Origin of the sequence: Rhodanobacter sp. L36 (genome assembly GCF_009765755.1) — a bacterium.
In the GTDB taxonomy this organism is placed as follows: domain Bacteria; phylum Pseudomonadota; class Gammaproteobacteria; order Xanthomonadales; family Rhodanobacteraceae; genus Rhodanobacter.
This window is the reverse complement of sequence record NZ_LMUV01000011.1, coordinates 212,671-235,976: the sequence shown is the minus strand read 5'-3', so window position 1 is coordinate 235,976 and position 23,306 is coordinate 212,671. Positions and strand designations below refer to the sequence as shown.

The following is a 23,306-nucleotide window of genomic DNA, read 5'->3' as shown; positions in this document are numbered from 1 at the left end:
GGACACTCAGGCCTTGCGCTTGCGCACGTGCAAGGCCACCTGCGCACCATCTTCCGGGTGCAGGAAAAAGAACCCGGGCACGGACAGCAGCGGGATCACGGCCATCAACAGGAATGCGAGATGAAAATGCGCGACAGTCAAGCCGCCGCCGCGCATCGACACCAGCCCGAGCAGCATCGCGGCGATCGACACGCCGAAACTCACGCTGAGTTGTTGCAGCACGCCACCGAGTGACGTCGCGCGACTCAACTGCACCGCCGGCACGTCGGAATACGACAGCGTGTTGGAACTCATGAACTGGCACGAGCGCGTCAACCCGAATGCGAACACACAGACGACCACGATCCAGTGCGGCGTATCCGCGCGCAGAAACGCGAACGACGCCACCATCGCCGATCCCGCGATGGCGCTGCCGATCAGTACGCGATCGAAACCGAACACGCGCAGCAAGCGGATCAGGATCTTGCGGATCGAAAAACCGCTGATCGCACCAACGAACGTGAGCGAACCGGATACCACCGGGCTTACTCCGAAGCCCAGCTGCAACATCAGCGGCAACAGGAACGGCACGCCATTGAGTCCCACGCGGCAAAGCCCGCCGACCAGCGTGCCGATGCGAAACGAACGCTGGCGGAACAGCGTGAGATCCACCGCCGGCGCGGTGACCTTGCGCGCATAGCGCCCGAATGCAATCAACAGCAACACGCCGGTCGCAACCACGCCAGCAATCGCTGCGACCGGTATCGTCGGACGTCCAATGTTCTCCATGCCGTACTGCAGGAGCATCACCGCCATGCCGACCATCAGGAAGCCCGGGAAATCGAAACGCGCCGGCGACGCTTCACGGAAATCCTCGAAGTAGCGCAGCGCGAGAATCACCCCGGCGATGCCGAACGGCACGTTGACGAAAAACACCCAGCGCCACGACGCATAGGTCGTGAGCACACCGCCAAGCAACGGCCCGATCACCGGCCCGACCACCGCCGGCAGCGTCATGTACGTCATCGCGGTAACAAGCTGGCTGCGCGGAAAACTGCGAATCAGGATCAACCGCCCTACCGGTGTCATCATCGCGCCACCCAGACCTTGCAGCGCACGCATCGCGATCAGCATGGGGAACGTCGTCGCCATGCCGCAGAACATCGAGCCGACAGTGAAAACGATCAGCGCCAGCGCGAAGATGCGGCGTGCACCGAAGCGATCGGCAAACCAGCCGCTCACCGGAATGAACATCGCCAGGGCCAGCACATAGGTGGTCACCGCCAGGTTCATGCTGAGCGGCGTCACGCCAAGGCTGCGCGCCATCGCCGGTACGGCGGTCACGATGATGGTGGAGTCGAGTTGCTCCATCAGGAACGACACGGCCACGATGCCGGGAATCAGCAGGCGCAGGCGCGGATCACGCTCGACGGCGAACTGCGGCGTTTCCTGCACCGTTGCCTGCTCCTTCGCGTCCGCACTCATGCAGGCCGCCGGCTTCGCTCGATGGAGCAAAGAGACCGCACGCAGCGCACCTTGTTGCAGGCAGGAGATTTATGAAGGAAACTCACAAACATAGTTTATGAGTGAGGCTCACATAGTGTCAATTCAGCCGCCGACTGCGAAGGCGCCGCAACGAGAGCGCGGTCGATTGCGTGTCGCTGCGCTGCTGGATGCGAGTGCCACGCTGTTTACTGCGAAGGGCTACGAAGCCACCACCATGACCGAGATCGCCGCGCACGCCGGCGCATCGATCGGTTCGCTGTACCAGTTTTTTCCGTCGAAAGAAGCCTTGGCCGAAGCACTCTTCACGCGCTATGCCGATCACGCCTCGCGCACGCTGCAAACGCTTGTGGCGCGAGCGCCCGGCATGTCACCCACGCAACTTGCGAATTTGCTGGTCGATCGTATGCTGGATTTGCGCAAGGATCGAGACGCAGCCATCGCCCTCACGCACGTCGTGGCCGGCATCATGGAACGCCGCATGCCGTTGCGCGGCGCCATGCGCCAGCAGGTGGCGACCATCCTGCGTGCGGCGAATCACCGACTTACCGCACGTCAGGCGGATGCGGCGTCGGTGTTGATCGCGCAGGTGATGAAAATGGTACCCGCGTTGAAAACCGAGCAGGAGCAACGTCGCAAGCCTTTGATCGCGGAGGCGAGGAAGATGCTGGCGTTGTATATCGGGAATGTGGTTGAAGGGTGATTTTCGTGACTGACGCACGCTGGATGGGCGGATCAAGTGCTCAGGCAGGAGAGCAAAACTTCCCGATGCATCTTCAACGACATCGTTCATGCGTTGATGTGTCCGGCATATCCATTCCATGTCCGCGGACATCGAGCAGCTCGCCTTGGCAGCGTCGAAACTGCGTAGCCATGGTGATTCTTGTTGTGTGGTCGGGTGGCCAGATTCTTGCTGGTTGACCGGATCGCAACTGCTCGGAGTCGCTCATGTCGTCTGTCCTTCGTTTATACGTTCGCCGGCTGCTGCGATCCGCGTTGCTGCTGATGGCGGTTATCGTGCCGGCGGCTTTTGCCGCTCCCCAAGACAGCATCACATCGCTCTCATATCAGCTGCAGCCGGCGTTGGTGGATGGAAAGCTCGAAGCGCTCGACATGCGGATGGCCTTTGACATGCCGGCATCGGGTCTCGCGCGAATCAGACCGCCCCAAGGCATTGGCCAGGAAACACCGTCGCGCAAGGTGATGGCGACCGCCGTGCATGCGGGCACGCTGGCGAGCACTTCTGATGGAATATGGACATTGCATGCCGCGGCCGGCAGTCGTGTCGAAATCCTCTATCGCTTGACGCCCGCTACCGATGCCACATTGGTCGGCGGCAGTGGCTATCAGGACATATTGATGGGCGCGGACTGGTTCCAAGGGATGGGGGAAAATCTGTTCGCGCATCCCGACGGCGACACGAAGGCCGTCGTGCGGTTCGAATGGAAAGGTCCCGTGACATGGATGCTGGTGACGCCATTGCAGGAGCTGGCGAAAGCCGGGCCGCTCACGCTGCAGAATCTGCTGCAGACCACGATGGTCGGTGGCACCCATGTGCAACGGGCCACGCGCCCGATTCGTGGTGGCACACTTCGAATGGCCGCGGTCGGTCACTGGATGATTCCACTGGATGGTTATGCCGACATCGCCGCTGCCGTGATCAGCGAACAGCGCGCTTTCTGGAACGACACCACCGGCCCGTTCACCGTGACCGTGGTGGCGATGGATCGTAATGACTACTTCAACGCCGGCGTGGGTCGCGACGGCGCCTTTGCTGCCTACGTCGCCCGCAAGGTCACGCCCGTCACGGTGCACGGGTTGATCACGCATGAATACACACACATGTGGATACCCAGGCGCACCGGCCGCATGCCCGACGGCGCGGACGAACCCCTCGCCTACTGGTACTCCGAAGGTTTCACCGTATTCCATACCAGCCGCGCGATGCTGGGGTCGGGCGCGTGGACGCTTCAAGATTTTGCCAACGACTTCAACTCCATCAGCACCGGTTACGACATGTCGCCGGCACGACACATCACCAATAGCGAAGTGGCCACGGGCTTCTGGAAGAGTCGCGATGTGCAGGAGGTGCCATACAAGCGCGGCGCGATCCTGGCGTGGATACTCGATGCGCGGTTGCGCGCGCGAACACAGGGTCACAAAACGATGAACGAGGTACTGCTGCATATGCGCGATCGCTTTGCGGCCAATCCATCGCTTGGCGTGCGGGCGAATCTCGTGCGCAGCTATGCGGATGAAGGTGGTGGCGCTATCGAGGACTGGCTCTCGCGCTACATCGACAAGGGCGAGCAGATGGCACTGCCTGGCAGGCTATTTGAGGGCTGTCTGAAAATGCTGGAAGAACAGAAGGCAGGGATCGGAAGGGTGCGGTCGGTGATGGTGGTGCCCGGGTTGAGCGAGGATGCATTGAAGGGCTGCGTGAAGCGGATCGGAAGATGAGTTTGTGCCTGGGCGTTTGGTGCCTGGGCCGCCATCCTGACCAAGACTGGATCCAGCGCTTGATGCGCCCTGTCGCGCATCCACAAGCTTCAGAGTTTTGGTCTGTTGCTCGGCTTGTTGCGGGCGCGGCGTGGCCGTTTGCGTGCTATCTGGCACAGGCTGACAACGGTGGCGATTGCGCAGACGGTAACGGCCGTTAGTAGCCAGCGTGGCTGGGGCATCCATTTCCCCCTTCCCCACCGCTGCAGACTGAGGCGCCTCAACTCCGTGGACGCAAGTACAAACCGGACGACGTTTACGGCGGTTTCAAATCTACACTCGGCGCCGGCACACGCGATGCGCGGCGTATCCTCAGTGCAGCGTGGTCGGCATCAGACAAACCATCTAGGTGAATGGCATCCATGGAAGCTTCAGCGATTGCGGGCTGGTCGGATTTCTGGTGGCGGCCGAAGGTGCGGCAGCGGCGCTGGCGGTGTTGTTGTTTGTGGCGATCTCGATCAACCTCGCACGCATCAATCGAGCTGGCGGGTGTTTCGGGGCGCGCCAGCGGAACCATCGTCCTGCTCGCGGCCACGCTCGGGTGCGACGCTGGTGGCGCTGATACCGCACTTATCGACGCCGCAACTCGGTGTGGCGTTGCTGTCGACGCGGTGCCGGTGCCTGCGTGGGTCTTGCCGAGATGGTGCCGGCGTTGAAGACCGAGCAGGAGCAGAGTCAAGCCGATGATCGCGGAGACGAGGATGATGCTGGCGCTCTATATCGGGCAAGATAGTGGGCGAATAGTTGCGATGGCGATGCGTCGCCGATCCGCGCCACGATGGAAGCCATGCCGATCTGAAAACCGGCAACTCAGAGCCCCTCCAACCAATGTCATGCGCTACCAAGGTCCCCCATCAAGCGAGTGCATATTCGCTGGTATATCGGAAGGCGGGTCGACAGCAGGCTCAGCAAATAAATCGACATGTCGGAACAGCGCTGAAACGACGCCATGTTTGCCTGATTCGTGTCGTGCAGATCGATCAAATTCCGTCGCATGGCCTCGCCATGGTCGCGCTTTTCTTCCAGCAGATTCACCAGCGCCGCGGCCAGTCGCTGCGCCTCGCTCCGTCGACATGACTGGACACTCTCGCGAATTTGGACATCGACACGCCCAACCACTTCGATGATCGACGCAAGTTCATCGAGCAGGTTGTTTTCCATCGAGTCCCATGCGTGTGTCATGAATATTCCGCTCAAGGATCGGACACGGCACTGATTTTAAGCTGTCAAGGCTCGCACGGCATTTTTCAGGACTTGTGCGAGTGTCGTCAACAATTCGGGCCCAATGCAACTCCGGCCAGCCATACGCGCTCGTGATGAAACACTACCAACGTGACCGCAGATCGACCGGCGCGCGGGGAGAAATCGTCGAGCTGCATTTATTCGCCATGTCTGGCGTCAATGAAACTGCGGCTGTGCCAAAGATTTGCTCTCAAGACATCATGCGCGACTGAAGCCGAAACGCGCCCGTTGATCGCCCGCCCTTCGTGCCCGTTTTGGCTTCCCGAGAAGGATTTTCGCCCTGCTAGAATCCATCTGCCGGCGCACGGTATGTTGCCGGTTCGGGGATACACCACCTTGCTGGGAGTCGGTCGCGATGGCCATGCCGTTGTCGTGGAAAGTCGGAGCTGCCGTGGCGGCGGTTATTGTCGCCGTGCTTGCGTGGAACGGAATCTCCCAGTATTCCGCGGCACGCCACGCTGATGAAATCATGCGCGAGTCCGCACGCACCGCCGAACTTGAAGCGCAACAGGCCAAGGCGCATGCCGAGCAGTATCACGCCCAACTGGCGGCCGATCTGAAACATCAGCGTGATGACCTGTCCAGCACCTATCAACAGGTAAACGAGCAGGCGCAGCAATATCAGGCGCAGCAACTCGTTCTGCAGAATCGAAAGCAGCAGGAAGAACTCCGCGTGCAGGCAAGCTACAAGCTGGACCGGAACCAGCGCTGCGACGACGGCATCGTCATCAACCACAATGGGTCGAGTTTTTCCCAGGTGGTTGGAAACGATGGCTCGCCAATAACCTGCAAGGGCGACACGGCAAGCGCGCCACTGCGCTGAATCGTTACGCTTTCAGAGTCGCGCACGTCGCTGGCGGAAGACGATCGTGCGGGTGTCGCTCGCCATGGAAGCGCTTCTATTTCTTGCGGGAAACATTCAGAGCGATTGCCGCACGAATCAGTGCCTTCAATGCCGCGCCGTTGACCTTGTCGGATTCGTGGATGTCGATGGCACGGCGAGTATTGCCTTCGAGGCTTGCGTTGAAAAGTTTCGACGGATCGTCCAGCGATGCGCCCTTGGCGAAGGTCAGCTTGACGCAGTTCTTGTAGGTTTCGCCGGTGCAGAGGATGCCGCTGTGCTCCCACACGGGCACGCCGCGCCATTTCCATTCCTCGACGACTTCGGGGTCGGCCTGCCTGATGAGCGCGCGGACTTTCGCGAGTGCCTCCCCACGCCAGTCGCCGAGTTCCGCAATCCGTGCATCGATCAACTGCGAGGGATCGCCGCTGCTGGTTTCTTTCGTGCTGCTCTTCATGCTCATTTCCCATTGATCGAGTGATCAGTGTCGTGTCGCTTGAGTGCCATGAACGACACGGCGCACGACGTACTACTTAGGGCTGCTGCTGCACGCGAAGCAGATTGCCTGCGGGATCACGCACGGCACAATCGCGAATGCCGTACGGCTGATCGGTCGGCTCCTCGACGATCTCGGCACCACTGGCGACGATTTTTTCGAAAGCGGCATCGAGATTCGGAGTCGCCAGCAGCATGATTGCGTAAGTACCTTTCGCCATCATCTCCGCAATGGTGCGCTTTTCATCATCCGTGATGCCAGGGCTTGCAGTGGGCGGATACAGCACGATGGATGTGCCGGGCTGGTTAGGCGGGCCGACGGTGATCCAGCGCAGGCCGTTGTAGCCGACGTCCTTGCGCACCTCGAAGCCGAGCGTGTCGCGATAAAACGCGAGCGAGGCATCCGGGTCGGTCTGCGGAAGGAAGCTCGCATGAATGTTGATGTGCATGGTTTTCGTGCCCGCTGTGGAAAGAATCGTCATGCTAGATCCGGTTCGGCCGCGGGCGCTTCTCGATTCCTGACCGGTCGCGTGATCTGTCGCGCCACGCAGGATGGCAGTCCTTCCGTCGCGAGCGCCGCTTCACGCCGATAGACGCCGGGTGATACCCCGACCAGCTCGGTGAAGCGCGTGCTGAATGTTCCAAGCGAAGCACAGCCCACTGTGAAGCACACGTCGGTAACGCTGAGGTCACCACGACGCAGCAGCGCCATCGCGCGCTCGATGCGTCGCGTCATCAGATAGCTGTACGGCGACTCGCCGAAGGCCAGCTTGAACTGGCGACTCAGGTGCCCGCCCGACATGTGCACGCCGAGCGCAAGCGCTTCGACATCCAGCGGTTTCGCGTAGTCGCGATCGATGCGGTCGCGCACACGACGCAGTCTCGCGAGGTCGCGGAGACGTTGCGCTTCGGCGGTGCGGTTGTTCATCGGATCGAGCATCCCATGTGAGGCAAGTTGCGCTCAAGTCCGTCGGGAAAGCACAAGTGCGCGCGGGAAGAAATGGTTGTGCGGCCGTCGGCAGGCGTTACAACCCGTCGAGAGCAAGCACGGCAGCATGTGGATTTTTTTCACCCGGCGTAAGCATGAATCCCGCCACGATTGTCACTCCCGGTCTTCGACGTATGGAAGTAAAACTGGCCCATCACCACATCGAGCGATAGACGCGAGCGGCATCCTGTTCGACGCGCAGATCGCTCAACCCGGAGATTGCCATGGGCACGAAAAAATCATCGATCAACGACCTGCCGGAGAGAGATGGAAACCCGACGCAGCGCGCCATCGCTGCTCATCCTGTGGTGTCGCCGCAAGAGTGGCATGCAGCGCGTGAGCAATTGCTCGTCAAGGAGAAAGCCGTCATGCGCAGCCACGATGCGCTGGCCGCCGAGCGGCGACGCATGCCGTGGATGGCGGTTGAAAAAATGTATGCATTCGATGGTCCCGAAGGCAAGCTGAGCCTGCTGGATCTGTTCGCGGGTCGGCGTCAGTTGATCGTCTATCGCGCATTTTTCGAGCCCGGTGTGCATGGCTGGCCTGAGCATGCATGCATCGGCTGTTCGTTCGGCGCCGACCAGGTCGGTCACCTCGCTCATTTGAATGCGCGTGGCACCACACTCGCTTATGCGTCACGCGCACCGCAGGCAGACATCGCGCGGCTCAAGGCAAAAATGGGTCGGGAGAAAATCCCTTGGTACACCATCACCGACAGCTTCGACGCAGACTTCGGCGTGGACGAATGGCATGGCCACAATGCCTTTATCCGCGACGGCGATCGCGTGTTCCGCACCTGTTTCATCAACGGCCGTGGCGACGAGGCGATGGGCACGACGTGGAGCTACCTCGACATGACTGCGCTTGGCCGGCAGGAAATCTGGGAGGACTCGCCCCAAGGTTATCCGCAGAGCCGGCCATACAAATGGTGGAACTGGCACGAGCTTTACGAACCTGGCGCTGCCGTCGATCCGGCATGGGATCGCGTGTCGGAAGCCGGCGAGGCCGCTTTCCGCAAGCACGAAGATTAAGCACCGATGCACGGTTCGCGCAGGTATCGACAACAGCACAGGTCGCATCACACGCCGATGGAGACATACGCATGAACAATGCATTGAACGACGAACTGAAAGCACCCAACATCGTCGATCGCGACACCTACCTTGCTGAAGTGGACGCGCTGCGCGTTCGTGAAAAAACGCATATGCGCGAGGGCGATGCCATTGCCGCCTCACGCCGGCGCCTGCCGATGGTCGAAATGGATGCGACGACAACGCTCATCGGCGAGCGCGGCGAAACAACCTTGCTCGATGCATTCGAAGGACGTCGCTTGCTGATCGCGTATTACCTCATGTGGTTTCCGGGCCAACCGGCGCGCGCGCAGTGCGAGGGGTGCACGTTTTTTACCTCGCAGGTGCGTGAACTGTCGCCACTGCATGCGCGCGACGCCACCTATGCCACGTTCTGCCAGGGCCCGTACGAAGAAAGCTCGCGCTACCGCAACTTCATGGGCTGGACGATGCCGTGGTATTCGGCGCAGGCGTCGATTGACACCCTGCTGGCCGGACGCAAGCCCGGCATGATGCATCTCGTCTGTTACCTGCGCGAAGAGTCGCGCGTGTTCGAGACCTACTGGACCTGGATGCGCGGCGTCGAGGCGATGGACAACGACTACCGACTACTCGACCTCACCGTCTACGGTCGGCAGGAAACCTGGGAGGATTCGCCCGCCGGCTGGCCGCAACGATGGGATGGCAAGCAGCGCATGCGCACGTATGGACGTCCAACCGCGCAATGGTCGCGCGTCGAAGCCGGTTATTCCGACGATCTCGGAAACGGCGCTGACTGAGCCCGAAAAGTTCGCTGTGACTTCGCGTCGGGTTACTTCCGCAGCCGCGCGCCGGCACAGGGTGCCATGCCCGACTGCATCGCGTGGAACTCGATCGACAGACCGAGATCGTCACGCGTTGGCGCGAGGAAAGATTCGCCCGACAAGCCGCGATACGTTGTGAGCTTTTGCTCGTAACCACGCTCCACCCATCGTTGCGCGCGCCCCAGATCGATGACGCCATAGCTCACGCCAAGGATGCGCGGGCTGCCGTGTGCCATCGTTTCGGCAGCGATGCCGTTGCCATCCGGCTGCAGCGCGAGCAGTGCCGTCGGGCCAACCGGCACGCAGAAACCGCTGGCTCCCAACGCGGGCAACTTGATGGGCACCGCGTGACCGAAGCCCATTTTTTCGAGCTGTTTGCGATCGGATTCGGCGTCGCCCGACACCAGCCATATCGACGACATTTCGCGTGCGCCGTTCGGATGTTCGCGCGTCGCGTCGTAATCGCCCATGTTGGAAGGATCGAACTGATCGGGCGCGTAGTCCGCCGCATAGTCGATGAAGAAAGTGCTGCTCGATAAAGGCGCGTGGTCGAACGCAAACAGACGCCAGCCAGGTTTCTTTGCGTCACCCGGGCCACTGAAAAACGGCGTCACCGCGTAGTGCTGGTCCAACATCAAACGACGAATCGCGTCGAGCGCGGAAGAACGAAATCCAAAGCTTCGCGATCCGGGGCCGCCCTTGAATACGTTCTGGTCTTCCTTCATACCCGGATCGAAAACCGGGTCAGGTTTGGTGATGCCGAGCAGCTCGACAAAACTGCTGTCGGCAAGGCGCACATACCGATTCGCCACGCCGCCAGGATCGTGTCCGGGACGAACCTGAAAACCCAGCTTGACCGCCATTATCGACGTGACCTGATCGATGCTGCGCCCCCACAGCAGGATGTGATCGAGCCGCGTGGGCGACGTGGAAACGGGCGTTGCTTGTAATGCTCCGAAAGAAAGAAACACGACCGAACCCAGCAGCTTTGCGCGCATTGGAAACTTCCTCGGAGAAAGTGCAGCGATTCTGCCATCGGCGGTGCATGAAGGCCACGAGGAAAACGGAGAAAGGATGATGGGAAATAGAGAACATGCGGCTCGATATGTTCGACTGATTCGACTTCGTTCTTCGACTTTCGTTCGAACACATGTTTCACAGTCGCGCGAAATCACCCAGGTTCTCCGTTCTCCGTTCTTCGTTCTCCGCTCTACCTCATCCACTTTCAGACAGCGACGCCGCCAATCGTCGCAGCGTTCCCGAAGGATCGTTCTCGATCGGCAAGCCATGCGACGGAAGAATCCGAACCAGTCGCGGGTCGTCGGCCCATTGGCGCAATTGCGCGGCGAGCGCGTCGGCATCGTCGACGAGTTTCTTTTTTGCGAAGGCGGGAATCTGCGGTTCGTCGCCGGCGTACCCCATGCGCGCGAGCAACCAACCGCCGAAGCCGCCCGACTTCTGCATGTTCGCGATCAGATCGTTCACCACGATCGTCGTGCCGGCCGCACGCTTGATCACCAACGCGGATTCGTGGCCATCGGTGCCGGGCACGGTCACCAGATCCACTTCGGGATCTTCGAAGGCGTTGTGATCCGTATCGACGGCCACGATCTCCCGCACCTTGTCGATCGCGCCGGCAGGCGCGATCACCTGCACGTTGGGATAACGTGTTTTCCATATGCCGACATCGCGGCGATGGTGATCGCCTGGCACGACGAGAAAGGCCATCGAGCCGAACCCCTCGAGCGCCTGCATTTCGTCTTCATCGAGCGCGATCGCGCTGTAGACAACGAGTCGTCCGTCACGCAGGCGCGCGACTGTCATGCGGCGTTCGAAATCCACCAGCGGCATGCGGATATCACCTGTCACGGTGAGCAGGCCATCATCGACCTGCGCCAGCTTGCCGTGCGGCAGCACCTTCCATTCTTTGAGGATGTTCGGCATGTCACACCACCTTGCGCGAGGGCGGCCGCGGTGCAGCCGACAACGCGGTGTGCCATGGATGCGGTCGAAGCGATGTGAGCGACAACAACGCCATCAAACCATCGCAGGAACCGAGCGACATCGGCAGCATCGTTTGCCAGTGGAACCTGCACACGATTTCGCAGGTCGAGACGATTTTCGGAGAAGCCTCGCTGCATTCATCAGGGCGGCGTGTCGATTTTTGAGACGTTGACGTTAACTCTGCCCACATAACCTGAACTGGCTGATTTCCTGCGGTTTCCATAACGATCGTTTGGGGGTACGGTCACCGTCCCTTGATCGAAAGCGGAGTGCGTCATGGCCCTGTGGAAAGAACCCGTCAAAACCTCCTCCGCTGACACACCCGAAGTCGCGGACCTGACGCATCGCGCCAATCCTGAAACCCGACCGGAGGTTGAAACGCCGGCGCCATCATCGTCCTTTCGCTCCACGTCGGCGCCCACGCCCGTCGTGACGCCGAGCAAACCGAAGACCGAGTCACTGATCGCGCCCGAGATAACCATCGAAGGCAAGATCGAAGGCGCCGGTCACGTGCGCATCGCCGGCAGCTTCAAGGGCGATGTGAACGTGCGCGGCGACCTCACCATTGAACCCGGCGCGCGGGTCACCGGCAGCGTGCGCGCAGAGAAAGTAACCATCGCGGGCGAACTGGTCGGCAACATCGAATCCGCAGTGCATGTGGATCTGCTGCAGACCGGCGCACTCACCGGCGACCTGAAAGCCGGATCACTCAGCGTCGCGGCCGGCTCACGCATGCGCGGCCAGGCCGAGTTCGGCTGGGACGACGCCGATGGCAGCAACGCGCGCAAGCATCCCGGACACGATGGCAATGCGTTATGAGCCATGCGCCCCAGGGTAGCGCCGGGGCGACGCGTACCTGTCCGCACTGCCGGGAAACCATTCTGGAAAGTGCGAGTGTGTGTCCCGCCTGCCGCCACAAGCTGCGCTTCGCCGAACCGACCAGTACCGCCACGACGTCCGCCTCCACGCCGCTGCGCGTGGAAGGCAGCTTTCGCAATCCGGTTGACAACGGTGCGTGGGAATATTCGATGGTGCTGACCATCCGCAACGAGCGCGGCGAAGAAGTCGCGCGCAAGCTGGTTGGCGTCGGTGCCATGAGACCGGATGAACAACGCACGTTTACTCTCAGTGTCGAGATGAACCCTGCACCCACGGGCGGGAAGCGCACCTGGCATTAATGCGCGCAGTTCAGGGCGTGCATTACGCCGCGGGAACCGCGATGGCGACCACGCGACTCCATGGCGAGTGTGCGTGACTGTTTGTTTTGCACAGAGTTTCATCAGTCCGGGACATTCCCGACGCTCGCCCATTTCATTTTTTTACAGCTGATTTTTTGCGGTAATGAGGACCATCGGATCGATGCGTCCGCGATGAATGCCGGAACGTCCGGCGATCCGATGATTGGCCGAAACTTCTTCCGTCGATGCCGCAATGCAGCACGATTTAAGCGCAAAAAATGTGCACCGGCTCACACTTTTCGTGGACGCGAACGGGCAATCTCCCTGTCATCTTTCGCGGCAGGTACCACGGCCTTGCGATCGAGTCGGGTAGCAACGCGGCCCCATTCGATCGTCTTGTAACCCGACATTTCCTGATACGGCAGCGCATGGCAACACGCCCGCGCACGCAGCCTGACCTTCCGGAGAGCTACCGAAAATCACCCGAATTCGAACACGACGACGCATCAAACGCCAAAAAATTTAGATCGTTCTAAATTCAACAGGAGAGGGAGAGCAACAGCCGTAAAACACGCCAGGACACCAGCTGCAGACGGGCACCCGTGGGGGGAATCACCGTGCAGGCTCCAGTTCGATTCTTTGTGGACCACACCATCCGCAAGACGACGCAAAAGCCAAAACGGTCAGCTGTCTTTGACTTCATAGCGCGAGCCGGACTGAACCCGGACTCGCCGGAAAGACGCACTCGCATGGGGATCACCACAACATGAATTACCTGACGCACGTTTCCGCCCGCAAGCCGCTGTATGTCGCTCTCGCCCTGGCAACCTTGTCACTCGGCGGCCTGGGAATGCCTGCCAATGCCCTCGCGCAAAACTCTGCGCCTGCTTCAAGCGCGACAGCAACTCCGGCGCAAGCTCAAACGCCGAACAACGCCAAGGCGAAGAACGACAAGAACAAGTCGGCCGACAAGAGCAAGACCGCAAACACTGCAAACACCACCGACCTTCAGGCTGTCGTCGTCACCAGCTATCGCCAGTCGATCGACCAGAACGTGCAGGACAAGCGCGACGCCAATTCCATCGTCGAGGTGATCAACGCGCAGAACATCGCCCAGTTCCCTGCCAAGAACATTGCCGACGCGCTCGCGCATGTGCCTGGCGTGGTCATCACGCGCGAATCCGGTGAAGGCAAGACGGTCAGCATCCGCGGCCTGTCGCCCGAGCTGACCTTGACGGAGTTGAACGGCAATTACGTCGCCTCGGCCGATACCTCCGCGGGCCTCACGCGTTCGTTCAACTACACGATGATGCCGGCCAACATGTTTTCGGACATCAAGCTCTACAAGAGCCTTGAAGCGCGGCTGGACGAAGGCGGTATCGGCGGCAATGTGGACCTGCGCACGCGTCGCCCGCTGGAGATGAAGGCGAACGACGGCTTCATCTCCGTCAACGGTGCGGGATCGGACAACAGCGGCAAGATCAGTCCGCAGGTGTCGGCGTTGTGGTCGTGGAAAAACAAGGACCAGACCCTCGGCTTCCTCGTCGCAGGTTCGTACCAGAAGCGCCGGGATATCGACTACACGTCCAACGCGTCGAGCTGGCACTGGTGGGACAACAACTGCACCGATTACTCCACGTGTACCCATCAACCAACGGACACGAAGGGCCAGCCGTATGGTGCCGACGTGGCGCCCAATCTCGCGCTGTGGCCGGGTGGCGGCGTGGTCGATCAGGCCGGCAACAGCTACTCGGGCTACTGGATGCCACAGCAGTTTTCTACCAGCCGCAATCAGCTGGATTTGAAGACGCAGGGCCTGCAGGCCACCATGCAGTTCAAGCCCACCGATCATTTCCTGATGACCGGTAACTACTTCCGCTTCGAGCGTCAGCAAACGCAGATCACCAACACGCTGGAGGTTCCGGAATGGGGCTTGCCGAGCAACAGTGACTTCACCGATCAGCAAGGTCGCCTGCTCGCGCCGAACGGTTTGACGTTCGATCCATCGCACACCGTTGTCACCGGCGCGAACTACGTGCTTCCGCCCGCGGGTCAAGGCTGCAATGCGACCACCAACCCCAGCACCGGCGCGCAACGCCAGCCGGTCGATGTCTGCTCCACGGAAATCCCGTGGGTCACCGGCAACTACTCCGTTGAAAAGGCCACCTCGCAGACGATCAACCTCGAAGGCGAATGGGACAACGGCGGCGCTCTCAGTGGCACGTTCAACGTCGGTCGCACGTGGGCGACGGGTGGCCCGTCGATTGAACTGAACATGGCGGCCAAGCCGCGCAACTTCGTCAACGGCCAGTGGGTGGATGGCAGCAACGGCGCCGAGTGGACGCTGGACGGCAAGCCGACCATCACCGCCTCGCCGAATGTGCTGCAGAACATGCTGGCCGGCGCGGGTCAGGTGGATCTTGGTTCGACCGGCTCCAACATGGTCAACACCTCAACCTCGCAGAACTTTGCCCAAGCGGATTTCACGTGGGCCTTCGACAACAGCTGGATTCAATCGCTGCAGTTTGGTGCCAAGTTCCGCGACAACAACGCCGAACAGCAGAACAACGAGATGCGCTGGTACTGCAAGGGCACGACATCGCAGTTCCAGACCTGCGATCCGAATGCCGGTCAGTTGCCGGCAGGTTTCCTCGAGGCGAATTCGCTTGACGGCAATACCGAGGCATACAACGACAGCACCTTCCCGGCAATCAATTTCCCGGCCTACTACGACCATCTCAACTCGACCTACGACCGAGTGCTCTTCAACCACCCCGAAGACAAGTCGTCGATCCAGGAAAAGATTTCCGCAGCGTATGTGCAGGCGAACTTCGACACCGGCACGCTGCGCGGCAATGTGGGTCTGCGCTTCGTCAGCACCAAGCAGAACCTCACCGTCGCCGACGAGATCACCACCAACAATGCGGTGTACTACCACGACGCCGGCGGCAACATCCTGATCTGCCCGGCCACTGGCAAGAACGTCGCCGGCGGTGCCTGCGCGCCAGGTGATTTCCAGTATCTGCCGCAGGAACAAGCGGTGGTGCAGTCCTTTACCAACGCCTCCACCAGCAAGCGATACAACAAGTTCCTGCCGAGCTTCAACATCGCGTGGACGCTGGCAAACGACTTCGTAGTACGCGCCGCCGGTTCGCAAGCGATGGCCCGCGCCAACTACACCGATCTGGCCCAACTGGGCAGCCTGACCAACGATACGCAGGCTTACTACAACGACCGCAAGCAGTTCGGTGCACCGCTTCCGGGCTGGTACGGCAGTGGCGCCAATGCAGATCTGCAACCATTCACAGCCACCCAGTTCGATCTGGCGGGCGAGTGGTACTACGGGCCCCACTCCGTCATCGGCCTGGATCTGTTCAAGAAGGAAGTCAAAAACTTCGTCGTACCGGTCACCGTCGACAACATCAACGTGGATGTGGGCGGCACCTCGCAGAACTTCATGCAGTACAGCACCAACGCCAACGGTCGTTCGGGCGAATCCAAGGGCATCGAGCTCTACGCGCAGCACACGTGGGATGCGGGCTTTGGCTACATCGCCAATTACACGCTCAACAAGACCAACGAAACCCCGGTGTCGCTGGGGGACACGCTGGTCGGCAAATCCGAACTGATCGGCAGCGCCAAATACGCGGCCAACGTGTCGCTGTTCTACGAAAAGAACGGACTGTTGCTGCGCGCCAGCGACAATTGGACCGGTCGCACCATGCAGGGCTTGTCGTCGGGTCTGCCGATTTATTCGCAGCCATACCACCAGATCGATCTGAACGGCGATTACGAGTTCAACAAGCACCTGATGCTGACCGCGTCGATCATCAACCTGACCAAGTCGACGCCGCACGAGTATCTGGGCGACGACACCCGCGCGCGTTTGTACTCGCTCGAATACGCCGGACGTCAGTACTACGTGGGTGTGACCTACAAGTTCGGTGATGGCGACTGAGCAAGGAACGGACGAGGTCGGGTTTTTCACCCGACCTCGTCGTTGCAACAACGCATGCATCCCACTCCGTCGCAGGAATACATCATGAATTCGTCCAAGGCACGCCTCCCCCGTGCTCTCGTCATCGTGTTGTCGATTTTCGCGCTTGGAACACTCGGCGCAGGACACGCCAAGGACAACAAACACGCTCACTCCTACCCGGCCGTCGATGAAGCCAACCCGCTGGTCGGCACCGCGCCGCTCGATCGAAAAGAGTTGATCGGCAATGCGCCGCCGCCCGGCGAGCCGCTGTATTCGGGCATGACATCGCCGGGCGCGAGCCTGCCGCAAAGTTCGACCGAAGCGGCACCAGTCAACGTCAACGCCGACCTCAGCTATCCCACCGGTGTGGCGGTTTCCTATGGCTACGCGCGCCCCACCATGATCGGCTTCACTGGTGGCGGCTCGACGTATGGCGCGCGCGCCGCGCCGATGATCATGCCGGTGGTCGGCGACTGGAACATGCCGCCGGACTACGCGCCGTCGTACTACGACAAGATGAGCGAGAAGGCATCGCCCGGCTATTACGCGGTCGACCTCGCGACTTTCCACACGCGCGCCGAACTCACGGCGGCGCAGTGGTCGAGCCTGATGCGATTCACTTTCCCGGCAAGCCATCGCTCGAACGTCGTGGTCAATTTGCGTCACGCCGGTGGCGACGTGGAAGTGATCGGCGACCACACCATCCGTGGCATGGCTGAAGGCACGCGCGGCGAGCGCGATACGGATGGCGCTTATTTCGTGGCCGAGTTCTCCCGCCCGTTTGCGCGCTTCGGCACCTTCCACGCCAACGAGGACGAAAAAAATCGAGGGCTTGGTACCGAAGACGTGCAGGCCGACCGTCGCACGGTTTCCGGCCATTACGCCGGTGCCTACGTCACCTTCGACACGCAAGCCGGCGAGCAAGTGGTAGTGCGCATCGCCCACGGCCACAGCGTCGAAGAAGCGGACCAGCGACTGAATGCCGAAGGCCACGCCTTCGACTTCGATCGCGTGCACGACGAGGCGCGCGCGGCCTGGGCGAAACTGTTCGACCGTGTGGAAGTGACCGGCGGCACGCCGAAGCAGCGCATGTTGTTCTACTCCACGCTGTATCACTCCTTCGCCAGCCCGCGGTTGATCGCGCGCAAGGGCCAGAAATTCACCGATATGCATGGTCAGGTGCAAGTCGTCAGCTACGACCGCTACACGCCCGTGCCGTTTTGGGATACCGGCCGCAACCAGATCACCTTATTGATGTTGCTTGAGCCCGAAGTCGTCCGCGACATCATGCAGTCCGAACTGGACATGGCGCACGACCGCGGCTACATGAACACCTCGTTCCACGGCGACCACGCGGTATTCCTCTACGACGGCGCCATGCAACGCGGCATCACGTTCGATTACGCCGCCGCGTACGAATCGCTGCGCAAGAACGCCACCGATCCGAAGGGGCCGCGCGGTTATCTCGCCGAATACATGAAGAACGGCTGGATCTCCGACATCATTCCGCCGGGCAATCCGAGCCCGCCCTACGCTGCCGGAAAAGCCGGCGTCGCCACCACGCTCGAATACGCATGGGACGACCACGCGCTAGCCGATGTCGCGCGTCGACTCGGCAAGACCGACGATGCACAAATGTTCATGCGTCGCGCAACGAACTACCGCAACGTGTTCGATCCGTCGGTCGGTTTCATGCGCGGCCGCACCGAAGACGGCAAGTGGATATCGCCCTTCGATCCGGCTGAGCCTTACTACAACTTCATGTCGAAGGAAGGCTCGGGTTGGTCCACGCTATGGCTTGTACCGCATGACGTGCAGGGCCTGATGAATCTGCTCGGCGGTCGCGATGCGTTCAACGCCAAGCTCGACACGTTCTTCTCCACGCCGTATGCGCCGAAGGGCATCTGCCGCGACTGCACCGGCGTGATCGGGCAATACGTGCAGGGCAATCAGCCCGATCAGCAGGCGGCGTATCTCTATGCGTGGAGCGGCCAGCCGTGGAAGACGCAGGCACTGACGCGTCGCATCCTCGCCGACCTCTACGGCAGCGATGTCACCGGCTACGGCTATCCCGGCATGGACGATCAGGGCTCCACGTCATCGTGGTATGCGCTGAGCGCCATGGGTTTCTATCCGGTTGATCCCTCCACGCCCGATTACGTCATCGGCAGCCCGATCTTCGATCGCGTTCGCTTGCAGATGGGCAATGGCAAGGTTTTCGAAATCGATGCGCGCAACAACTCGGAGCGGAACAAGTACATCCAGTCCGCCACGCTCAACGGCAAGCCGTGGACCAAACCGTGGTTCAGCCATGCCGATATCGAGAATGGCGCGACGCTGGTACTCACGATGGGGCCGGAGCCGAGCAAGACGTGGGGCTCCGATCCGCACGACGCGCCACCTTCGATGTCGGCGATTGCGCCGTGATTTCCGCAGAACAAGTTTCGGTGCGATTCGTGCGCCGAGTGAATTCGATTCCGTTTTTCCTTCCTGACAGGAGAGCCCTGATCATGAATCTGTTGATCCGATCCAAGCGAATCATGTCGCTGGTGAGCCCGTTCTCGAAAATTGCATTTGGACGTCCATACGCGCCGCGCGTACGCCTGCCCATGACACTGGCCGTGACCGCTCTGATGACACTTGCCGCCGCGCTCGCGCCGACCACCGTCGTGCAGGCCCACCAATCCGGAATGCAGGCCGATGGGCCGACGACCGTCGCGCGATCCCGCGTTGCTGCGGATGTGCTGATGAGTTCGTACGATCCGGACAAGGCCTGGTTCCCCTCCAGCTGGTGGAATTCCGCCGTCGCGCTGCAAACGATTGGCGACTACATGCAACGCACCGGTGACCGTCGTTATGTCGGTCAACTGGACAACACGTTCGAGAAGGACAAGGGCGTGTTTCCGGCCGGCGTGTTGTCCGGCGATCCCCTGCTCGGCAATTTCACCAGCCGCGCCATCGATGACACCGAGTGGTGGGGCCTGACCTGGGTGCAGGCGTATGACGTGACCGGCAACCGGAAGTATCTGGACATGGCGGTCACCATCGCTACTTACGTGGACGGCTATTGGGATACCGGCACGTGCAGCGGTGGCGTGTGGTGGAACGCCGAGCGCACGTACAAGAACGCCGTCACCAACGGACTGTGGATTCGCCTCACCGCCGAACTGCACAACCGACTTCGTGGTGACCGCGTGTGGCTCGATCGTTCGCGCACGGCCTGGGCGTGGTTCCAGGGCAGCGGCATGATCAACGCCAACGGACTCGTCAACGATGGCCTCACCGATACGTGCACCAACAACGGACAGACCGTATGGAGCTACAACCAGGGCATGGCGATCGGCGCGGGCCTGGAACTTTGGCGCGCCACGCGCGACCCGACCATTTTGAAGACGGTGCGCCGGTTGGCGGATGCCGCGATCGGTACGAATGGACTGGTGTCCAACGGCGTCCTTACCGAAAGCTGCGATGCGCTCGACCAGACCTGCGACGACAACGGCAAGCAGTTCAAGGGCATCTTCATGCGTTACTGGACTGACTTGGTCGACACTACCAATGATCGAACTTATCGGTCCTTCCTCGACACGCAGGCCAACACCATATGGAACGACGATCGCGATGCGGCCGGCCGACTCGGCACCCGCTGGTCCGGCGCGACGAGTGACGACCATCCCAACGTCTTCGATTGGCGCACCGAGGCCAGCGCCATGAGCGCGCTGCTCGGCGAAGTACCGCTTTGGACACCACAGGAATCGCTCGCCGACACGCTGTCTCCCGCGCAACCGGTGATCATGCCGTCGGCGTCGGGCAATTCATCCATCGCCATCAATCTGGGAACTTCGGCGACGGGTTGGCTTCCGGTCAATGTCCAGGCATCGATCCAGGCGCCCGAAGGATGGAGCGTCTCGCCCGCATCGACGCAACTGCATCTGCGTCCGCACGGCACGGCAAACCCCGTCAGCGGCACGACGCCGCTGCAACTCACCGTGCCGTCCGCGGCCACCGACGGACATCATGCGATGACTGCCACCGTCACGGCACCCGGGTTGCGCTTCGACACGCAGGCCGATGTACTGATTGCGCATGCGATCAACTTCGACACGGGTACCGTCGACGAAAATCCGTGGTTGTTCGATGGCACCCACTCGCAGAGCAACGGCGTACAGAATCGGTTTGCCGATGGAAACTCGTACTTCACCTATCGCTTCCCGTTCCCGTCCGATACGACATCCGCGCATGTCACGCTGACCATCGACGCCGAATACCTGGTGCAGGTCAGCGCCGACAATCAGACGTGGACGACGGTGCTGAAGGAAGATCAGCCGATCACCGATGGCTCGAACAAGGCCGACCAGATCATCGACCTGACGCCGTACCTGCCGCCCGCCAGCAACGGTGCGAGGCCGGTCTATCTCAAGGTATCCGACTCGTTCCCCGATGATGGTTGGGGTGGACGCGTGTACCACGTCGCAGCGAATATCATCGAATAGCCGACCCCATGTTTTTCCCTCACTGATGAGGAACACCGAATGATGTTGAAGGCTCCGCGCGCGATGGTCTGGATGGGCATGACGGCAACGATGGGACTCGCCCCGGCAGCAATGGCGACGACGCAAGCCGCCACGTGGAGCGGCAAGATCGCACCATTGTCGACGCCATGGACGGCCGAAGTTTCGCCGCGCAACGCGCTGCCCGACTACCCACGACCGCAACTGGCACGCCCGTCGCTGGGGCATCCTCGATGGATGAGCCTCAACGGGTTGTGGCAATACGCGGCAAGCGATGTGCAGAGTGCGCCGCTGTTCGGCCAGACGTTGAAGGACAAGGTGCTGGTGCCCTACCCGATCGAGTCGGTGCTGTCGGGCGTACAAAAGCATTCGGACTTCATGACGTATCGCCGGATGGTGGATGTTCCGGCGAGCTTCACTGCGCATGGCCAGCACGTGCGGCTGAACTTCGGCGCCGTCGCGCAGAGCGCCACGGTGTACGTCAACGGTAAAAAAGTGGCTCGACATATGGACGGCTATACGTCCTTCAGCGCGGATATCACGGCAGCACTTCACGCGAAGGGCTCGCAGGAGATCGTCGTCGCCGTTCACGCGCCGGTGGACAGCGAGAACGTGATGGTCGGCAAGCAGCGACTGAAACCGGACGGCATCTTCTACACCGCAGCCTCTGGCATCTGGCAGTCGGTGTGGCTGGAGCCGGTGCCTGCCACCAGCCTGGCTCAACTGGATTTCACCGCAGTATCCAGCCTGGATGCCTTCACGGTGAATTCGACGCTGCAAGGCGACAGCGTCGACGCCGCACTGCACGTCATCGCGTATGTGGACGGCAAGCCGGTTGGCGAAGCGCGCGGACCCGCCAACCAACCGCTGCGCCTCGCCATCGCGCGTCCGCATCTGTGGAGCCCGCAAGATCCGTTTCTGTACACCTTCAAGGCAACCCTTGTTCACGGCGACCAGCGCGATGATGTGACCAGCTACGCCGGCCTGCGCAGCATCGGCATCGCGAAAGTCGACGGGCGCAATCGCATCGTGCTCAACGGCAAGCCGACGTTTCTGCTCGCCACGCTGGATCAAGGTTATTGGCCTGACGGCATCTATACCGCACCCACCGACGCTGCCCTCAAGTTCGACATCCAGAAAACCAAAGACCTCGGCTTCAACACCATCCGCAAGCACATCAAGGTCGAACCCGCGCGCTGGTATTACTGGGCCGACCACATCGGCCTGATGGTGTGGCAGGACATGCCGGCGCTGCCCACTGGCAGCAACGACAAACTCAGCGACGCCGACAAGGCAGGATTCCGCGCCAGCGTCTCCGCCATCGTCACGCAGCTCAAGGGCAACACCTCGATCATCGGCTGGATTCCGTTCAACGAAGGCTGGGGTCAGTGGAACATTCCGGCCGCAGCCGAACTGGCCGCACAGATCAAGCAACTCGATCCGTCGCGCCTGGTCGATGCGCGCAGCGGTGCCAATTGCTGCGACACCAAAGGCGATCCGCACGCCGGCGATGTCTACGACGTGCACGACTATCAAGGCCCCGGCCTGCCGAGCCCGGACGCCACGCGCGCCGCCATCGATGGCGAACACGGCGGCCTGACGCTCGGCGTCCCCGGCCATGTGTGGCCCAACACCGCCATCAATCCCTATGGCGGGGTGAAAGACAACGAAGCGCTCAACGAGGGCTACGTCGCCAACACCGCCGTGCTGCGCGACAAGGGCCCGGCCATCGGCGTATCCGGCAGCGTCTACACGCAAATCACCGACGTCGAAGGCGAGCACAACGGCCTGTACACCTACGACCGCAAAATCGAAAAAGTGGACGAGGCAAAAGTATGCGCGATCAATCAGGCGACGATCCGTGCGAACGGTTCACTCTGAGCATGCTTTGACGCAGGACCTGAGCAACGACTCAACGCCAGGCACTGATCTGGACGTATAAATGGAGACTTCAAGATCGGTCCCCTCCCCTCCAAACAGGGGAAGCTCGCTCTTGATCCTCAAAAGCGCGAGCGTGCCGATCACTTCGCAAGTCCTTGCAAGTCGGCAATGCAGCCACCGCGAATCTCTGGATAGCATCAACCGCGAACCGCTATGCTCCGCCAACGCGGCGCGGGGGCGCCGATCATCAGGGAAGCAAACATGACGACACGATCCATGGGACCGGGAGCGGGCTTCGGGTGGCTTTCGCAGGGCATCAGCGTGGCTTTCAATCAC

At 61.1% G+C, this 23,306-nt stretch carries 18 protein-coding genes; 11 read left to right on the top strand and 7 right to left on the bottom strand.

Features of this window, described 5'->3' with window-relative positions:
* Positions 1-6: 6 nt before the first annotated feature.
* On the bottom strand, positions 7-1,464 hold the full coding sequence (locus GSQ73_RS10655; RefSeq protein ID WP_158883816.1) for a DHA2 family efflux MFS transporter permease subunit: 1,458 nt from the start codon (positions 1,462-1,464) through the stop codon (positions 7-9).
* Between the two features lie 115 nt (positions 1,465-1,579).
* Here GSQ73_RS10655 and GSQ73_RS10650 point away from each other — a divergent pair, with 115 nt between their 5' ends.
* Together GSQ73_RS10650 and GSQ73_RS10645 are read left to right on the top strand one after the other, a co-directional pair.
* On the top strand, positions 1,580-2,185 hold the full coding sequence (locus tag GSQ73_RS10650) for a TetR/AcrR family transcriptional regulator (protein WP_158883814.1): 606 nt from the start codon (positions 1,580-1,582) through the stop codon (positions 2,183-2,185).
* 245 nt (positions 2,186-2,430) lie between these two features.
* Positions 2,431-3,942, top strand: a complete 1,512-nt coding sequence (locus GSQ73_RS10645) for a hypothetical protein (protein WP_158883812.1) — start codon at positions 2,431-2,433, stop codon at positions 3,940-3,942.
* Positions 3,943-4,812: 870 nt separating this feature from the next.
* Here GSQ73_RS10645 and GSQ73_RS10640 read toward each other — a convergent pair.
* Positions 4,813-5,163 (bottom strand): hypothetical protein, encoded by a 351-nt coding sequence (locus GSQ73_RS10640; protein ID WP_158883810.1) that lies wholly within the window; start codon positions 5,161-5,163, stop codon positions 4,813-4,815.
* A 415-nt stretch (positions 5,164-5,578) separates the two neighbouring features.
* Between GSQ73_RS10640 and GSQ73_RS10635 the strand changes: the two genes are divergently transcribed.
* Positions 5,579-6,046 (top strand): hypothetical protein, encoded by a 468-nt coding sequence (locus GSQ73_RS10635; RefSeq protein ID WP_174236092.1) that lies wholly within the window; start codon positions 5,579-5,581, stop codon positions 6,044-6,046.
* A gap of 76 nt (positions 6,047-6,122) precedes the next feature.
* Here the strand turns inward: GSQ73_RS10635 and GSQ73_RS10630 are convergent, their stop codons facing one another.
* The 3 genes from GSQ73_RS10630 to GSQ73_RS10620 form a co-directional block, all read right to left on the bottom strand.
* On the bottom strand, positions 6,123-6,521 hold the full coding sequence (locus GSQ73_RS10630; protein WP_158883808.1) for a DUF1801 domain-containing protein: 399 nt from the start codon (positions 6,519-6,521) through the stop codon (positions 6,123-6,125).
* Between the two features lie 76 nt (positions 6,522-6,597).
* A complete protein-coding gene (locus tag GSQ73_RS10625) occupies positions 6,598-7,041 on the bottom strand; it encodes a VOC family protein (protein ID WP_254063382.1) in 444 nt (147 codons plus the stop codon).
* Positions 7,038-7,487, bottom strand: a complete 450-nt coding sequence (locus GSQ73_RS10620; RefSeq protein ID WP_158883806.1) for a helix-turn-helix transcriptional regulator — start codon at positions 7,485-7,487, stop codon at positions 7,038-7,040. The genes GSQ73_RS10625 and GSQ73_RS10620 overlap by 4 nt, the downstream gene beginning before the upstream one ends.
* A gap of 284 nt (positions 7,488-7,771) precedes the next feature.
* Here GSQ73_RS10620 and GSQ73_RS10615 point away from each other — a divergent pair, with 284 nt between their 5' ends.
* Both GSQ73_RS10615 and GSQ73_RS10610 read left to right on the top strand, forming a co-directional pair.
* Positions 7,772-8,578 carry a DUF899 domain-containing protein gene (locus GSQ73_RS10615; protein ID WP_158883804.1) on the top strand — a complete coding sequence of 269 codons (807 nt, stop codon included), beginning with the start codon at positions 7,772-7,774 and terminating at the stop codon, positions 8,576-8,578.
* Positions 8,579-8,649: 71 nt separating this feature from the next.
* Positions 8,650-9,396 (top strand): DUF899 family protein, encoded by a 747-nt coding sequence (locus GSQ73_RS10610; RefSeq protein ID WP_174236091.1) that lies wholly within the window; start codon positions 8,650-8,652, stop codon positions 9,394-9,396.
* 32 nt (positions 9,397-9,428) lie between these two features.
* Here GSQ73_RS10610 and GSQ73_RS10605 read toward each other — a convergent pair whose 3' ends face one another.
* Both GSQ73_RS10605 and GSQ73_RS10600 read right to left on the bottom strand, forming a co-directional pair.
* The gene (locus tag GSQ73_RS10605) at positions 9,429-10,418 is read right to left on the bottom strand and encodes a VOC family protein (RefSeq protein ID WP_158883802.1); all 990 of its coding nucleotides are present in this window, start codon (positions 10,416-10,418) and stop codon (positions 9,429-9,431) included.
* A gap of 217 nt (positions 10,419-10,635) precedes the next feature.
* Positions 10,636-11,364, bottom strand: a complete 729-nt coding sequence (locus tag GSQ73_RS10600; protein ID WP_158883800.1) for a hypothetical protein — start codon at positions 11,362-11,364, stop codon at positions 10,636-10,638.
* A gap of 336 nt (positions 11,365-11,700) precedes the next feature.
* Between GSQ73_RS10600 and GSQ73_RS10595 the strand changes: the two genes are divergently transcribed.
* From GSQ73_RS10595 to GSQ73_RS10570, 6 genes are all read left to right on the top strand, one after another.
* On the top strand, positions 11,701-12,243 hold the full coding sequence (locus tag GSQ73_RS10595; RefSeq protein ID WP_158883798.1) for a polymer-forming cytoskeletal protein: 543 nt from the start codon (positions 11,701-11,703) through the stop codon (positions 12,241-12,243).
* A complete protein-coding gene (locus GSQ73_RS10590; RefSeq protein WP_158883796.1) occupies positions 12,240-12,602 on the top strand; it encodes a hypothetical protein in 363 nt (120 codons plus the stop codon). Before GSQ73_RS10595 ends, GSQ73_RS10590 begins: the two co-directional genes overlap by 4 nt.
* 766 nt (positions 12,603-13,368) lie before the next feature.
* Positions 13,369-16,560 (top strand): TonB-dependent receptor, encoded by a 3,192-nt coding sequence (locus GSQ73_RS10585; RefSeq protein WP_158883794.1) that lies wholly within the window; start codon positions 13,369-13,371, stop codon positions 16,558-16,560.
* Between the two features lie 84 nt (positions 16,561-16,644).
* Positions 16,645-19,008 (top strand): GH92 family glycosyl hydrolase, encoded by a 2,364-nt coding sequence (locus tag GSQ73_RS10580; RefSeq protein WP_158883792.1) that lies wholly within the window; start codon positions 16,645-16,647, stop codon positions 19,006-19,008.
* A gap of 83 nt (positions 19,009-19,091) precedes the next feature.
* Positions 19,092-21,071 (top strand): glycoside hydrolase family 76 protein, encoded by a 1,980-nt coding sequence (locus GSQ73_RS10575; RefSeq protein WP_254063381.1) that lies wholly within the window; start codon positions 19,092-19,094, stop codon positions 21,069-21,071.
* A gap of 39 nt (positions 21,072-21,110) precedes the next feature.
* Positions 21,111-22,970: a sugar-binding domain-containing protein gene (locus GSQ73_RS10570; RefSeq protein WP_216844764.1), complete on the top strand. Its 1,860-nt coding sequence runs from the start codon at positions 21,111-21,113 to the stop codon at positions 22,968-22,970.
* Positions 22,971-23,306 lie beyond the last annotated feature (336 nt).

Bases quoted from the DNA above. Each gene is read 5' to 3' on its own strand.
- GSQ73_RS10655 (WP_158883816.1), bottom strand. From the start codon at position 1,464: ATGAGTGCGGACGCGAAGGAGCAGGCAACGGTGCAGGAAACGCCGCAG.
- GSQ73_RS10645 (WP_158883812.1), top strand. From the start codon at position 2,431: ATGTCGTCTGTCCTTCGTTTATACGTTCGCCGGCTGCTGCGATCCGCG.
- GSQ73_RS10640 (WP_158883810.1), bottom strand. From the start codon at position 5,163: ATGACACACGCATGGGACTCGATGGAAAACAACCTGCTCGATGAACTT.
- GSQ73_RS10635 (WP_174236092.1), top strand. From the start codon at position 5,579: ATGGCCATGCCGTTGTCGTGGAAAGTCGGAGCTGCCGTGGCGGCGGTT.
- GSQ73_RS10630 (WP_158883808.1), bottom strand. From the start codon at position 6,521: ATGAAGAGCAGCACGAAAGAAACCAGCAGCGGCGATCCCTCGCAGTTG.
- GSQ73_RS10625 (WP_254063382.1), bottom strand. From the start codon at position 7,041: ATGACGATTCTTTCCACAGCGGGCACGAAAACCATGCACATCAACATT.
- GSQ73_RS10620 (WP_158883806.1), bottom strand. From the start codon at position 7,487: ATGAACAACCGCACCGCCGAAGCGCAACGTCTCCGCGACCTCGCGAGA.
- GSQ73_RS10615 (WP_158883804.1), top strand. From the start codon at position 7,772: ATGGGCACGAAAAAATCATCGATCAACGACCTGCCGGAGAGAGATGGA.
- GSQ73_RS10610 (WP_174236091.1), top strand. From the start codon at position 8,650: ATGAACAATGCATTGAACGACGAACTGAAAGCACCCAACATCGTCGAT.
- GSQ73_RS10605 (WP_158883802.1), bottom strand. From the start codon at position 10,418: ATGCGCGCAAAGCTGCTGGGTTCGGTCGTGTTTCTTTCTTTCGGAGCA.
- GSQ73_RS10600 (WP_158883800.1), bottom strand. From the start codon at position 11,364: ATGCCGAACATCCTCAAAGAATGGAAGGTGCTGCCGCACGGCAAGCTG.
- GSQ73_RS10595 (WP_158883798.1), top strand. From the start codon at position 11,701: ATGGCCCTGTGGAAAGAACCCGTCAAAACCTCCTCCGCTGACACACCC.
- GSQ73_RS10590 (WP_158883796.1), top strand. From the start codon at position 12,240: ATGAGCCATGCGCCCCAGGGTAGCGCCGGGGCGACGCGTACCTGTCCG.
- GSQ73_RS10585 (WP_158883794.1), top strand. From the start codon at position 13,369: ATGAATTACCTGACGCACGTTTCCGCCCGCAAGCCGCTGTATGTCGCT.
- GSQ73_RS10580 (WP_158883792.1), top strand. From the start codon at position 16,645: ATGAATTCGTCCAAGGCACGCCTCCCCCGTGCTCTCGTCATCGTGTTG.
- GSQ73_RS10575 (WP_254063381.1), top strand. From the start codon at position 19,092: ATGAATCTGTTGATCCGATCCAAGCGAATCATGTCGCTGGTGAGCCCG.
- GSQ73_RS10570 (WP_216844764.1), top strand. From the start codon at position 21,111: ATGATGTTGAAGGCTCCGCGCGCGATGGTCTGGATGGGCATGACGGCA.